General features: G+C 71.8%; 11 protein-coding genes and 1 pseudogene. All 12 read right to left on the bottom strand.

Translation table 11 applies throughout. The features are described 5' to 3' along the window. Nucleotides 1–1,560, bottom strand: a complete 1,560-nt coding sequence (locus tag ENKNEFLB_RS20415) for an NADH-quinone oxidoreductase subunit M (protein ID WP_214057031.1) — start codon at nt 1,558–1,560, stop codon at nt 1–3. Then, on the bottom strand, nt 1,557–3,473 hold the full coding sequence (gene nuoL / locus ENKNEFLB_RS20420) for an NADH-quinone oxidoreductase subunit L (protein WP_214059630.1): 1,917 nt from the start codon (nt 3,471–3,473) through the stop codon (nt 1,557–1,559). The genes ENKNEFLB_RS20415 and nuoL overlap by 4 nt, the downstream gene beginning before the upstream one ends. A gap of 37 nt (nt 3,474–3,510) precedes the next feature. Continuing rightward, nucleotides 3,511–3,804, bottom strand: coding sequence for an NADH-quinone oxidoreductase subunit NuoK (nuoK, locus tag ENKNEFLB_RS20425; protein ID WP_160011526.1), 294 nt, complete (start codon nt 3,802–3,804; stop codon nt 3,511–3,513). Between the two features lie 8 nt (nt 3,805–3,812). Then, nucleotides 3,813–4,655: an NADH-quinone oxidoreductase subunit J gene (locus tag ENKNEFLB_RS20430; RefSeq protein ID WP_214057032.1), complete on the bottom strand. Its 843-nt coding sequence runs from the start codon at nt 4,653–4,655 to the stop codon at nt 3,813–3,815. Continuing rightward, nucleotides 4,652–5,218, bottom strand: coding sequence for an NADH-quinone oxidoreductase subunit NuoI (gene nuoI / locus ENKNEFLB_RS20435; RefSeq protein ID WP_214057033.1), 567 nt, complete (start codon nt 5,216–5,218; stop codon nt 4,652–4,654). Before nuoI ends, ENKNEFLB_RS20430 begins: the two co-directional genes overlap by 4 nt. Continuing rightward, entirely contained in the window at nt 5,218–6,522 is a 1,305-nt protein-coding gene (nuoH, locus tag ENKNEFLB_RS20440; RefSeq protein ID WP_214057034.1) for an NADH-quinone oxidoreductase subunit NuoH, read from the bottom strand. The genes nuoI and nuoH overlap by 1 nt, the downstream gene beginning before the upstream one ends. Further along, nucleotides 6,519–8,942 (bottom strand): NADH-quinone oxidoreductase subunit G, encoded by a 2,424-nt coding sequence (locus ENKNEFLB_RS20445; RefSeq protein WP_214057035.1) that lies wholly within the window; start codon nt 8,940–8,942, stop codon nt 6,519–6,521. Before ENKNEFLB_RS20445 ends, nuoH begins: the two co-directional genes overlap by 4 nt. Nucleotides 8,943–8,946: 4 nt before the next feature. Further along, complete coding sequence (gene nuoF / locus ENKNEFLB_RS20450) at nt 8,947–10,266, bottom strand: NADH-quinone oxidoreductase subunit NuoF (protein WP_214059631.1); 1,320 nt, start codon at nt 10,264–10,266, stop codon at nt 8,947–8,949. A gap of 160 nt (nt 10,267–10,426) precedes the next feature. Continuing rightward, a pseudogene (gene nuoE, locus ENKNEFLB_RS20455) lies at nt 10,427–11,068 on the bottom strand (NADH-quinone oxidoreductase subunit NuoE); the annotation flags it as partial. Then, nucleotides 11,065–12,438, bottom strand: a complete 1,374-nt coding sequence (locus ENKNEFLB_RS20460) for an NADH-quinone oxidoreductase subunit D (protein ID WP_214057036.1) — start codon at nt 12,436–12,438, stop codon at nt 11,065–11,067. The pseudogene nuoE and the gene ENKNEFLB_RS20460, both read right to left, overlap by 4 nt. Continuing rightward, a complete protein-coding gene (locus ENKNEFLB_RS20465; protein WP_214057037.1) occupies nt 12,438–13,196 on the bottom strand; it encodes an NADH-quinone oxidoreductase subunit C in 759 nt (252 codons plus the stop codon). Before ENKNEFLB_RS20465 ends, ENKNEFLB_RS20460 begins: the two co-directional genes overlap by 1 nt. Then, nucleotides 13,193–13,747 carry a NuoB/complex I 20 kDa subunit family protein gene (locus ENKNEFLB_RS20470; protein ID WP_160009813.1) on the bottom strand — a complete coding sequence of 185 codons (555 nt, stop codon included), beginning with the start codon at nt 13,745–13,747 and terminating at the stop codon, nt 13,193–13,195. Before ENKNEFLB_RS20470 ends, ENKNEFLB_RS20465 begins: the two co-directional genes overlap by 4 nt. Between the last annotated feature and the right edge of the window lie 53 nt (nt 13,748–13,800).

Here is a 13,800-nt window from a genome sequence, read left to right on the forward strand (position 1 = left end):
TCACTCACCTTCCTCGGGCGCGGCGGCCGGGACGTACGGGTCCTGGTCGGTGATGCCGATCTGCTGCTGCAGCTGCTCGGCGTACGGGTTGGCCAGGTCGAGCAGCGGCTGCGGGTAGAACCCGAAGGCGACCAGGGCGACCATCAGCGGCACGACGGCGCCGAGCTCGCGGGCGCCGAGGTCGTGGCGCCCGCCCTTGCGGGCGGCCCGGGTCGTCTCCATCGTGGCGACGAGGTGCTCGGGCGTCGGCCCGGTCATCACCCGCTGGTAGAGCCACAGCACGTAGATCGCGGCCAGCACGATCCCGCTCACCGCCACCGCGCCCGCCCAGGGGGCGTAGTCGAAGGCGGAGATCAGCACCAGGATCTCGGAGACGAACTGGCTCAGGCCCGGCAGCCCGGCGGTGGCCAGCCCGGCCACCAGGAACAGCCCGGCGAGCACCGGGGTGACCTTCTCCAGACCGCCCATCTCGCGGATCGAGGCCGTGCCGCTGCGGTGGACCAGGAAGCCCGCCAGCAGGAACAGCGCGGCGGTGGCGACACCGTGGTTGACCATGTAGAGCACCGAGCCCGAGATGCCCTGGGTGGAGGTGGCGAAGATGCCGAGCACGATGAAGCCGAAGTGCGACAGCGAGGTGAGCCCGATCAGGCGCATCACGTCGTCCTGCCCGATGGCCAGCAGCGCGCCGTACACGATCGAGATCAGCGCCAGCACCATCACGACCGGCGTCGCCCAGTCCGAAGCCTCGGGGAAGATCCCGAGGCAGAACCGCAGCATCCCGAAGGTGCCGATCTTGTCGAGCACGCAGACCAGCAGCACGCTGGTGGCCGGGGTGGCCTTCTCGGTGGTGTCGGCCAGCCAGGTGTGCACCGGGAACAGCGGCGCCTTGATCGCGAAGGCGATGAAGAAGCCGACGAACAGCCAGCGGCCGGCGGTCGAGTCGAGGTCGAGCTCGACGAGGTCGGAGAGCAGGTAGGACGGGGTGCCCTGCTGGGCCGAGACGACGTACAGCCCGATCACCGCGCCGAGCAGCACCAGGCCGCCACCGAGCTGGAACAGCAGGAACTTCGAGGCCGCGGCACCGCGGCCGCGCCGGCCGAACCCGCCGACCAGGAAGTACGCCGGGATCAGCGTGGCCTCGAAGACGACGTAGAACAGGAACACGTCGGTGGCGGTGAAGACCAGCAGCGAGAGGCCCTCGAGGGCCAGCGCCCAGGCGAAGAACGCCCGCGGGCTGCCCTGGTCGGCGCCGTCGGTGTCGCGCCAGGCGGCCACCAGCACGATCGGCACCAGCACGGCGGTGAGCAGCACCATCAGCAGCCCGAGGCCGTCGACGCCGAGGGAGTAGGTGACCCCGAACGACGGGATCCACGAGTAGCTCTCGGTGTGCTGGTAGCCGCCGCCGGGGCTGTAGTCGATTGCGATGACGGCCGCGACGACCAGGGTCAGCAGCGAGACGGCCAGGCCGACCGGCCGGGCCAGCCGCGAGGGCAGGAAGGCGACCGCGACCGCGCCCACGAGGGGCACGGCGCAGAGCAGGGTGAGGAGGGGCAGGTTCATCCGAGGTTCACCGCCAGCAGCGCGAGGACGACGACCAGGACGCCGCCGAGCAGGGACAGGGCGTAGGAGCGCACGAAGCCGGTCTGGATCCGTCGGCCGACGCTGCCGAGGGCGGCGATCGTGCGGGCGGTGCCGGTGAAGGCGCCGTCGGCGCCGGCCCGGTCGAAACCGACCAGGCCGTGCACCAGGCTGCGCCCGGGCTGGACGACGAGGCCGTCGTTGATCGCGTCGCCGTAGAGGTCGGCGCGGGCCGCCCGGGTCGCGAGGGAGACCCTGGTCGGGGCGGTGGCCGGCACCTCCCGGCGCCCCACGAGGACCCAGGCCAGGGCGACGCCGACCGCGACCGTGGCCACGGTGATCAGCGTGATGACGATGATCGGCAGCGGCGGCTCGCCGTGCGCCTCCTCACCGGTGACCGGCTCGAGCCAGTGCACGATCCACTCGCCGAGGATCATCACGCCGCCGACGACGGAGAGGCCGGCCAGCACCATCAGCGGGACGGTCATCAGCGACGGCGACTCGTGCGGGTGGACGCCCTCGAGCCACCGCTTGCGACCGGCGAAGGTCATCAGCATCAGCCGCGTCATGTAGAACGCGGTCACGCCGGCCCCGAGCAGGGCGCACAGCCCGACCAGCAGGTTCTCGGTCAGGGCGACCTCGATGATCAGGTCCTTGGACCAGAACCCGGAGAAGCCCGGGAAGCCGATGATGGCCAGGTAGCCCAGGGTGAAGGTGGCGAAGGTGATCGGCATCGCCCGGGCCAGCCCGCCGTAGTGGCGCATGTCGACGTCGTCGTCCATGCCGTGCATGACCGAGCCGGCGCCGAGGAACATGTTGGCCTTGAAGAACCCGTGGGTCAGCAGGTGGAAGATCGCGAAGGCGTACCCGGCGGTGCCGAGGCCCGCGGCGAGCATCATGTAGCCGATCTGGCTCATCGTGGAGCCGGCCAGCACCTTCTTGATGTCGTCCTTCGCGCAGCCGATCACCGCACCCCACAGCAGGGTCACGGTGGCCACGACGACCACGACCGTCTGCGCGGCGGGGGCGTTCTCGAAGACGAAGTTCGAGCGGACCACGAGGTAGACGCCGGCGGTGACCATGGTCGCGGCGTGGATCAGGGCCGAGACCGGGGTCGGGCCCTCCATCGCGTCCAGCAGCCACGCCTGGAGCGGGACCTGGGCGGACTTGCCGCAGGCGCCGAGCAGCAGGAGCAGGCCGAACGCGGTCATCGCGGCCTCGGAGGCCTCGCCGGAGACCGCGCTGATGCCGGTGAAGCTGGTCGTGCCGAAGTAGACGAACGCCAGCATGATCGCCAGGGACAGCCCCATGTCGCCGACGCGGTTGATCACGAAGGCCTTCTTCGACGCCGCGGCGGCGGACGGCTTGTGCTGCCAGAAGCCGATCAGCAGGTAGGAGGCCAGGCCGACGCCCTCCCAGCCGAGGAACAGCAGCAGGTAGTTCTCGGCGAGGACGAGCACCAGCATCGCGGCCACGAAGAGGTTCAGGTAGCCGAAGAACCGGCGACGGCGCGGGTCGTGCGCCATGTAGCCGATCGAGTAGACGTGGATCAGCGAGCCGACCCCGGTGATCAGCAGCAGGAAGAGCGCCGAGAGCGGGTCGTAGAGCAGGTCGAAGCCGACGTCGAGCCCGCCGACCTGCATCCAGGTGTAGAGCTGCTGGACGACCTGCCGCTCCTCCTCCCCCCGTCCCAGGAGCTCGACGAACAGCAGCACGCTGATCGCGAAGGAGCCGATCGGCAGGGCCGTGGCCAGCCAGTGGCCCCAGCGGTCGGTGAACCGGCCGCCGAGCAGCAGCACGGCGGCGCCGAGCAGCGGCAGGCCGACGACCAGCCAGAGCAGCGAGAACGTGCCGTCGGCGGTCGACGGGTCCACGAGGGGCACCGCCTCGACCATCGGCAGCACGGGCAGGGTGAGTGCAGACATCCGTCCCTCAGAACTTCAGCAGGCTCGCGTCGTCGACCGAGGCCGAGCGACGGGTACGGAAGATGGTCATGATGATCGCCAGTCCCACGACGACCTCGGCCGCGGCGACGACCATCACGAAGAACGCCGCCACCTGCCCGTCGAGGTTGCCGTGCTGTCGCGCGAAGGCGACGAACGCGAGGTTGCAGGCGTTGAGCATCAGCTCGACGCACATGAACACCACGATGGCGTTGCGCCGGGTGAGCACCCCGACCGAGCCGATGGTGAACAGGATCGCGGAGAGCACGATGTAGGGCGTCACGTCGCCGCTCACGGGCGTCCCTCCTCGTCACGTCGGGAGAGGTCGTGGGCGGGGTTCTCGGTGTTGGCGCCCGAGGTGGTCGGCGCCGGCGAGCCGGCGCCCCCGGGTACGCCCTGCGCCGCGGCGGCCACGTCGGTGACGTCCTGGCGGGGGGCCGGGCGGACGGTCCCGCGGGCCAGCAGGACCCGGGAGACCGACGTCGGCGCGGCGCTGCCGTCGGGCAGGAGGGCCGGGGTGTCGACGGCGTTGTGGCGGGCGTAGACGCCCGGCGGGGGCAGCGGGCCGGGGTGCTTGCCGGTCGCGGCGTACTCCGCCATCCGGCGGCGGGCCATGTCGACCTGCTTCGGCTTGGGCACCAGGCGCTCGCGGTGCGCGAGCACCATCGCGCCCAGCGCGGCGGTGATCAGCAGCGCCGCGGTGACCTCGAAGGCCACGACGTAGCGCGAGAACAGCAGGTCGGCCAGCGCCTGGATGTTGCCCGGGGCGTTGACCTCGGCCAGCCCGACCATCGTGCCCAGCGAGAGCTGCGCGACCCCGAGGACCAGGATCACGCCGAGCACCAGGCCCATCCCGATCGCCATCGGCCGCTGGCCGCGGATGGTCTCCACGACGGAGTCCGAGGCGTCGACGCCCACGAGCATCACCACGAAGAGGAAGAGCATCAGGATGGCGCCGGTGTAGACGATGATCTGCACCGCGAACAGGAACGGCGCCTCCAGGACGGCGTAGAGCACCGCCAGGCTGATCATGACCACGGCCAGCAGCAGGGCGGCGTGGACCGCCTTGCGCACGACGAGGATGCCCACCGCGCAGATCACCATGATCGGCGCGAGGACCCAGAAGGCGATCACCGCTCGCCCTCCCGGCCCGCCGGGGCGGGGGCGGCGTACGTCCCGCGGTAGTAGTCGGCCTCGTCGTCGCCCAGCAGCATCGCGTGCGGCGGCTGCTCCATGCCGGGCAGCAGCGGGGCGAGCAGGTCGGACTTCTCGTAGATCAGGTCGGCGCGGTTGTCGTCGGCCAGCTCGTACTCGTTGGTCATCGTCAGCGCGCGCGTCGGGCAGGCCTCGATGCACAGCCCGCACAGGATGCAGCGCAGGTAGTTGATCTGGTAGACGCGGCCGTACCGCTCCCCGGGCGACATCCGGTGCTCGTCGGTGTTCGCGTCGCCCTCGACGTAGATCGCGTCGGCCGGGCAGGCCCAGGCGCAGAGCTCGCAGCCGATGCACTTCTCCAGCCCGTCGGGCCACCGGTTGAGCTGGTGCCGTCCGTGGAAGCGGGGCGCGGTGGGCAGCTTCTCGAAGGGGTACTGCTCGGTGACCACCTTGCGGAACATCGTCCGGAAGGTGACGCCGAAGCCGGCGACGGGGTCCCAGAACTGCTCCTTGAGCGTGGGCCCCTGGGGCTTGTCTGCCATCAGCTCTCCTCGTGGGCGGTGCGGGTGGCGGTGGCGGTGGTGCCGCGCGTGGTCGGGGTGGCCGAGGTCGGGAAGACCAGCGGCGCGGCGGCGCCGCGGACGGCACCACCCTCGGGCAGGGACGGCACCGGGAAGGCACCGGTCGGCTCGGCGACCGGGGAGACGTCCTCGGACTCGTCGCCGCCGACGAACAGCAGCCCGACCAGGACGACGGCGACGACGGCACCGACCACGATCAGGCCCTGGCGGTCCAGGCCGCCGTCGAGCGTGGCGGCGCGGATCGCGGCGACCGCCACGATCCAGGCCAGCGAGACCGGGATCAGCACCTTCCAGCCGAAGTCCATGAACTGGTCGTAGCGCAGCCGCGGCAGCGTCCCCCGCAGCCAGATGAACATGAAGATGAAGGCGAGGACCTTGCCGAAGAACCACAGCACCGGCCAGTAGCCCTCGTTGAAGCCGGGGTAGAGCCGGTCGATCCAGAACGGGGCGCGCCAGCCGCCGAGGAACAGCGTGGTGGCCAGCGCCGAGACGGTGGCCATGTTGATGTACTCGCCGAGGAAGAACAGCGCGAACTTCAGCGAGGAGTACTCGGTGTGGAACCCGCCGACCAGCTCGCCCTCGGCCTCGGGGAGGTCGAACGGGGCGCGGTTGGTCTCCCCCACCATCGAGATCACGTAGACCACGAAGCTGGGCAGCAGGACCAGCCCGAACCACCAGTCCTCCTGGGCCGCGACGATCTCGGAGGTCGACAGCGAGCCGGCGTAGAGGAACACCGCGACCAGCGCGAGGCCCATCGAGACCTCGTAGGAGATCATCTGCGCGCTCGAGCGGAGCCCGCCGAGCAGGGAGTACGTCGACCCGCTCGACCAGCCGCCGAGCACGATGCCGTAGATGCCGATCGAGGCGATCGCCATCACGAACAGCACGGCCACGGGCATGTCGGTGAGCTGCAGCGGCGTGGTGAGGTCGCTGAACGGGACGCCGACCTCGGGGCCGAAGGGGATGACCGAGAAGGTCACGAACGCCGGCACCACGGTGATCACCGGGGCGATGATGAAGACCACCTTGTCGGCGGCCTTGGGGACGATGTCCTCCTTCAGCGCCAGCTTCACGCCGTCGGCGAGGGACTGGAGCAGGCCGAAGGGGCCGTGCACGTTGGGCCCGATGCGGTGCTGCATCCGGGCGACGACCTTGCGCTCCCACCAGATGTTGAACAGGGTGAGCAGGACCAGGATCACGAAGATGATCACGGCCTTGATGGCCGAGAGCCACCACGGGTCCTGGCCGAAGACGTCGAGGCTCACTGCTCGGCTCCTCTCACGGTGACGCGGGTGCCCGGGGAGGCGAGGTCGGCCAGCACGCCGCCGGCGGCGGAGCGGGCCGGGACCCACACGACGCCCTCGGGCAGGCCGGCGGTGGGCACGACGGGCAGGGTGAGCGTGCCGCGGTCACCGGTCAGGGTGACGGTGTCGCCGAGGGCGGCGTGCGCGGACGGTGCGACGCGGGCGACGGCCGGGCGGGCGGTGGCGGCGAGGTACTTGTCGCCGTCGAGCAGCGAGGCGTCGTCGAGCATCTGCTTCCAGCTGGCCAGCACCAGGCCCTCCCCGGTCGCGGGTGCGGCCGCGGGGACCTGCGGGGCGGCCGGGCGGGCACCGTCCCAGGGACCCATCTGCTCCATCGCGGCGCGCGCCTGCTCGGGCGTACGGAAGCCCAGCGGGCGGCCGAGCTCCTCGGCGATGCCCGCCAGCGCCCGGGTGTCGGGCAGCGAGCGCGGGTCGGCGAAGACGGCGTCGAACGGCCGCGGCCGTCCCTCCCAGGTGACGAAGGTGCCGGGCTTGTCGCAGACCGGGGCGACCGGCAGGACCACGTCCGCGGCGCGGGTCACGTCGGTCTCGCGCAGCTCGAGCGACACCACGAAGGAGGCCGCGGCGAGCGCGGCCCGGAGGGCGGCCGGGTCCGCGGTGTCGTCGGGGTCGACCCCGCCGACCACGAGCCCGGCCAGCTCACCTGCGGCCGCGGCGGCCACGATCGCGTCGGCGTCGCGGCCGACGGCGTCGGGCAGCGTGGGCACGCCCCAGGCGGCGGCGGCGTCGACGCGGGCGGCCGGGTCGGCCACCGGTCGTCCGCCGGGCAGCAGGCCGGGCAGGCAGCCGGTCTCGACCGCGCCCCGGTCACCGGCCCGGCGCGGCACCCAGGCCAGCCGGGCACCGGTGCGGGCGGCCAGCGCGGCGGCGGCCGAGAAGGCGCCGGGCGAGGTGGCGAGGCGCTCGCCGAGGAGGACCACGGCGTGCTTGTCGACGCCGAACTCGCCCTGCTCGACCAGGGACGCCACCGCGGCGGCCTCCTCGCCGGGCGCGGTCGCGACCAGGCGGCCGTCGAGCTTCTCCAGCCCGCGGGAGGCGAAGGGGGCGACGGACACGACCCGGGTGGTGCCGTCGCGGACCCCCTTGCGCAGCCGCAGGAAGATCGTGCCGGCCTCGTCCTCGGGCTCCAGCCCGACCAGCACGACGACCGGGGCGGTCTCGAGGTCGGCGTAGGAGACCCCGCCGTCCCAGGGCGTGCCCAGCACGACCGTGGAGGCCAGGAAGTCGGCCTCCTCGGCGGAGTGCGGGCGGGCGCGGAAGTCGACGTCGTTCGTGCCGAGCGCGACCCGGGCGAAGGAGCTGTACGCGAAGGCGTCCTCGGCGGTCAGCCGGCCGCCGGGCAACACCCCGACGCCGCCGGCGGTCCGGGCCCGCTCCAGACCGCGAGCGGCGACGGCGAAGGCCTCGGGCCAGGACGCGGGGCGCAGCGAGCCGTCCTCGTCGCGCACCTGGGGGTAGGTCAGCCGGTCCTGCTCGTGGGTGTAGGCGAACCCGAAGCGGTCCTTGTCGGTGATCCACTCCTCGTTGACCTCGGGGTCGTTGCCGGCCAGGCGGCGCATCACCTTGCCGCGACGGTGGTCGACGCGGATCGCGGCGCCGCAGGCGTCGTGCTCACCGACGGCCGGGGTGGAGACGAGGTCGAAGGGCCGCGAGCGGAAGCGGTACTCCGCCGAGGTCAGCGCGCCCACCGGGCAGATCTGGATGGTGTTGCCCGAGAAGTACGACTGCAGCGGCTCCTTCTCGTAGATGCCGACCTGCTGCAGCGCGCCGCGCTCGACCAGCGCGATGAAGGGGTCGCCGGCGACCTGCTCGGAGAAGCGGGTGCAGCGCGCGCAGAGCACGCAGCGCTCCCGGTCGAGGAGGACGTTGGCGGAGATGTTGATCGGCTTGGGGTAGGTCCGCTTGACCCCGCCCGAGCCGGAGAACCGCGACTCCCCCCGCCCGTTGGACATGGCCTGGTTCTGCAGCGGGCACTCCCCGCCCTTGTCGCAGACCGGGCAGTCCAGCGGGTGGTTGACCAGCAGGAACTCCATCACGCCCTGCTGGGCCTTGTCGGCGACGTCGCTGGTGGCCTGGGTGCTGACCACCATGCCCTCGGCGACCGGCAGCGTGCACGAGGCCTGCGGCTTGGGCATGCCGCGGCCGTTGCCGGCGTCGGGCACCTCGACCAGGCACTGGCGGCAGGCGCCGACGGGCTCCAGGAGCGGGTGGTCGCAGAACCGCGGGATCTGGATGCCGACCTGCTCGGCGGCCCGGATCACCAGGGTGCCCTTGGGCACGCTGGTCTGGACCCCGTCGATGGTGACGGTGACCAGGTCGGTGCGCTGGTCGTGCTGGGCCTTCTCGGGCGTGGTGGTCATGGGCTCAGGCTCCGGTGGTGGCCGGCACCGCGGCGTCGGCGAACAGGGTGGAGGCGGCCGGGTCGAACGGGCAGCCGCCGTGCTCGAGGTGGGCGAGGTACTCGTCGCGGAAGTGCTGGATCGAGCTCGAGATGGGGCTGGTCGCCCCGTCCCCGAGCGCGCAGAACGAGCGGCCCAGGATGTTGTCGCACTGGTCGAGGAGCAGGTCGAGGTCCTCGGGGCTGCCCTGGCCGGCCTCGAGCCGGGCCAGGGTCTGCACGAGCCACCAGGTGCCCTCGCGGCACGGGGTGCACTTGCCGCAGGACTCGTGCTTGTAGAACTCGGTCCAGCGCAGCACGGCCCGCACCACGCAGGTGGTCTCGTCGAAGATCTGCAGGGCGCGCGTGCCGAGCATCGACCCGGCGCCGGCGACGCCCTCGAAGTCCAGCGGGACGTCGAGGTGCTCGGCGGTCAGGATCGGGGTGCTGGAGCCGCCGGGGGTCCAGAACTTCAGCTCGTGGCCCTCGCGGATCCCCCCGGCGAGGTCGATCAGCTGGCGCAGGGTGATCCCCAGCGGGGCCTCGTACTGACCGGGGCGACGGACGTGGCCGGAGAGGGAGAAGATCCCGAAGCCCTGGGACTTCTCGGTGCCCATCGAGGCGAACCAGTCGGCGCCGCGGCCCACGATGCTGGGCACCGAGGCGATCGACTCGACGTTGTTGATCACGGTGGGGCTGGCGTACAGCCCGGCGACGGCCGGGAACGGCGGACGCAGGCGGGGCTGGCCGCGACGGCCCTCGAGGCCCTCGAGCAGCGCCGTCTCCTCGCCGCAGATGTAGGCGCCGGCGCCGGTGTGGACCACGACGTCGAGGTCGTAGCCGGACCCGTGGATGTTCTTGCCGAGGTGGCCGGCGAGGTAGGCCTCCTGCACGGCCTTCTGCACCCGCCGCACGACGTGGAGGATCTCGCCGCGGATGTAGATGAAGGCGTGGTGGGCGCGGATGGCGTAGCTGGAGATGATCACGCCCTCCACCAGCAGGTGGGGGCTGGCCATCATCAGCGGGGTGTCCTTGCAGGTGCCCGGCTCGGACTCGTCGGCGTTGACCACCAGGTACTTCGGCTTGGGGTTGTCCTGCGGGATGAAGCTCCACTTCATCCCGGTGGGGAACCCGGCGCCGCCGCGTCCGCGCAGGCCGGAGGTCTTGACGGCCTCGACCACGGCGGAGGGCTCCATGCCCAGGGCGACGTCGAGCGCGCGGTAGCCGCCGCGGGACTCGTAGGTCTCGAGGGTCCAGCTGCGCTCGGCGTCCCAGTCGTCGGTCAGGACCGGGGTCAGGGTGCTGATCTGGCTCACGTCGCGTCGCCCTTCTCGGCTGCGGTGGTGTCGGTCGGGCTGTCGGCCTCGACCGCGGCCGCGGTCGCCATGGAGTCGTCGGACTCCTCGGCCCCGCGACGGACTTCTCGGGCTCCTCCGGCACGCCGGTGTCCGCCCCCTGCGTGACCCGGGCGTCGCTGTCCGGCGCGGTCCAGCCGCGCTCCCGGGCGATGCCGAGGCCGACCAGGCTGGCGTGGCCGGCGGAGGGGCCCTCGTCGGCCCGGTCGTCGGGGAAGCCGGCCAGCACCCGCTCGGCCTCGCGCCAGGTGCAGATGCGCGGGCCGCGGGTGGAGCGGACCTCCTTGCCCGCGCGGAGGTCGTCGACGACCGCGGTGGCCGAGGCCGGGGTCTGGTCGTCCATGAACTCCCAGTTCACCATCATCACCGGCGCGTAGTCGCAGGCCGCGTTGCACTCGAGGTGCTCGAGGGTGATCTTGCCGTCGGTGGTGGTCTCGTCGTTGCCCACCTCGAGATGCTGCTGGAGCCGCTCGAAGATCAGGTCGCCGCCCATCACCGCGCAGAGCGTGTTGGTGCAGACGCCGACGTGGTACTCCCCCACCGGCTTGCGCTTGTACATCGTGTAGAACGTCGCGACGCCGCTGACCTCGGCGGCCGACAGGCCCAGGATCTCGGCGCAGGTCTCGATGCCGTCGGCGGTGACGCGGCCCTCGGCGGACTGCACGAGGTGCAGCATCGGCAGCAGCCCGGAGCGGGCCTCGGGGTAGCGGGCCGCGATCTGTCGCAGCTCGGTGCGGGTCTGGTCGTCGATCACCGGTCGACACCTCCCATCACGGGGTCGATGGAGGCGATGGCCACGATCACGTCGGCGATCATGCCGCCCTCGGCCATCACGCTGGTGGCCTGCAGGTTGGTGAAGGACGGGTCGCGGAAGTGCGCCCGGAAGGGACGCGTGCCGCCGTCGCTGACCAGGTGGGCGCCGAGCTCGCCGCGGGGCGACTCGATCGGCACGTACGCCTGGCCGGCCGGCACCCGGAACCCCTCGGTGACCAGCTTGAAGTGGTGGATCAGGCCCTCCATGGACTCGCCCATGATGTGGCGGATGTGGTCGAGGCTGTTGCCCATGCCGTCGGAGCCGATCGAGAGCTGGCTGGGCCAGGCGATCTTCTTGTCGGCGACCATGACCGGCGCGCCCTCGAGGCCGGCGAGGCGCTCGGCGGCCTGCTCGACGATCTTGAGCGACTCGTGCATCTCGTTGACGCGCACGCGGAAGCGCCCGTACGAGTCGGCGGTGTCCCAGGTCTGGACGTCGAAGTCGTAGGTCTCGTAGCCGCAGTACGGCTGCGTCTTGCGCAGGTCCCAGGGGTACCCCGTGGCCCGCAGCGGCGGGCCGGTCAGGCCGAGCGCCAGGCAGCCCTCGAGGTCGAGGGTGCCGATGCCCTCCAGGCGGGCCTTGAAGATCGGGTTGGCGTTGCAGAGCGCCTCGATCTCGGGCAGCCGCTTGCGCATCAGGGCCACGAAGGAGCCGATCTCCTCCAGCGCGCCCGGCGGGAGGTCCTGCGCCACGCCGCCGGGGCGGATGAACGCGTGGTTCATCCGGAGCCCGGTGATCAGCTCGAACAGGTCCAGGACCAGCTCGCGCTCGCGGAACCCGATGGTCATCACCGTCAGCGCGCCGAGCTCCATGCCGCCGGTGGCGATGGCCACCAGGTGCGAGGAGATCCGGTTCAGCTCCATCATCAGGACCCGCATGACGCTGGCCTTCTCGGGGATGTCGTCCTCGATGCCCAGCAGGCGCTCGACGCCGAGGCTGTAGGTCGCCTCGTTGAAGAACGGCGCGAGGTAGTCCATCCGGGTGCAGAACGTGGTGCCCTGCACCCAGGTGCGGTACTCCATGTTCTTCTCGATGCCGGTGTGGAGGTAGCCGATGCCGCAGCGGGCCTCGGAGACCGTCTCCCCCTCGAGCTCGAGGATCAGGCGCAGCACCCCGTGGGTGGAGGGGTGCTGGGGGCCCATGTTGACGACGACGCGTTCCTCGTCGCCCTCCGCGAGCCCCTCGGTGATGGAGTCCCAGTCCTGGCCGGTGACGGTGAAGACCCGTCCCTCGGTGGTCTCGGACGATCCGGCGTAGAGGTCCTCCTGCGTGCCTGCGGCACGCCCGGGGCCTGGTTCGAAGGTGGTCATCAGGTGTAGGACCTCCGCTGGTCCGGCGGCGGCACGGTGCCGCCCTTGTACTCGACGGGGATGCCGCCCAGCGGGTAGTCCTTGCGCTGGGGGTGGCCCGGCCAGTCGTCGGGCATGAGGATGCGCGTGAGCGCCGGGTGGCCCTCGAAGACCAGGCCGAACATGTCGAACGCCTCCCGCTCGTGCCAGTCGGCGGTCGGGTAGACGGCGACGACCGACGGCAGGCGGGGGTCGCTGTCGGGCACGCCGACCTCGAGCCGGATCCGGCGGTTGTAGGTCATCGAGAGCAGGTGGTGCACCGCGTGCAGCTCGCGCCCGGTGTCGTCGGGGTAGTGCACCCCGCTGACCGAGGAGCACAGCTCGAAGCGCAGCCGCGGGTCGTCGCGCAGCGCCCGGGCGACCTCGAGCAGGTCCTCGCGGCGCACGTGGAAGGTGATCTCGCCGCGGTCGACGACGACCGCGCCGAGGGCGTGCTCGTGGCCGCCGCCGAGGCCCGCCAGGTGCTCGAGCAGGGCGTCGGCGACCTCGTCGAACCAGCCGCCGAACGGGCGGCCGGTCGGGGGCGGGAACACCACGGGGGCGACCAGGCCGCCGTACCCGCTGGTGTCACCGGTGCCCTTGGCGCCGAACATGCCGGTGCGCACGCCGCGCGAGGAGACCTGGCCCGGCGGTGCCGGCAGGTTCTCGGGGGACTGCTCCACCGCGGGCTGGCCCGCGGCGTCGGGGCCGGTGGGGCGCTCGCCGTCGGGGGGCGTCACCGCAGCAGGCCCGTCATGTCGGAGGTCGGGGCGGCGGCCAGGGCCGCGTTCTCGAGCGCGGTGACCTCGGCGCGACGGTTCGGGCCGAGCTTCTCGGCCTGGACCCGGTCGTGCAGCTTGAGGATCGCGTCGATCAGCATCTCCGGGCGCGGCGGGCAGCCGGGGAGGTACATGTCGACGGGCACGACGTGGTCGACGCCCTGGACGATCGCGTAGTTGTTGAACATCCCGCCGCTGGAGGCGCAGACGCCCATCGCGAGGACGTACTTGGGGTTGGCCATCTGGTCGTAGATCTGGCGCAGGACCGGGGCCATCTTCTGGCTGACGCGCCCGGCCACGATCATTAGGTCGGCCTGGCGCGGGCTGGCGCGGAAGACCTCCATGCCGAAGCGGGCCATGTCGTACTTCGGGCCGCCGCTGGTCATCATCTCGATCGCGCAGCAGGCCAGGCCGAAGGTCGCGGGCCAGAACGACGCCTTGCGCATGTAGCCGGCCACCCCCTCGACGGTCGTGAGGAGGACGCCGCTGGGGAGCTTCTCTTCGAGGCCCATGGCTGGAACCTTTCGTCACTGTCCGGTGGGAAGGACTGTCCGGTACGGGGGAC

The organism is Nocardioides aquaticus (assembly GCF_018459925.1).
Lineage (GTDB): Bacteria > Actinomycetota > Actinomycetes > Propionibacteriales > Nocardioidaceae > Nocardioides > Nocardioides aquaticus.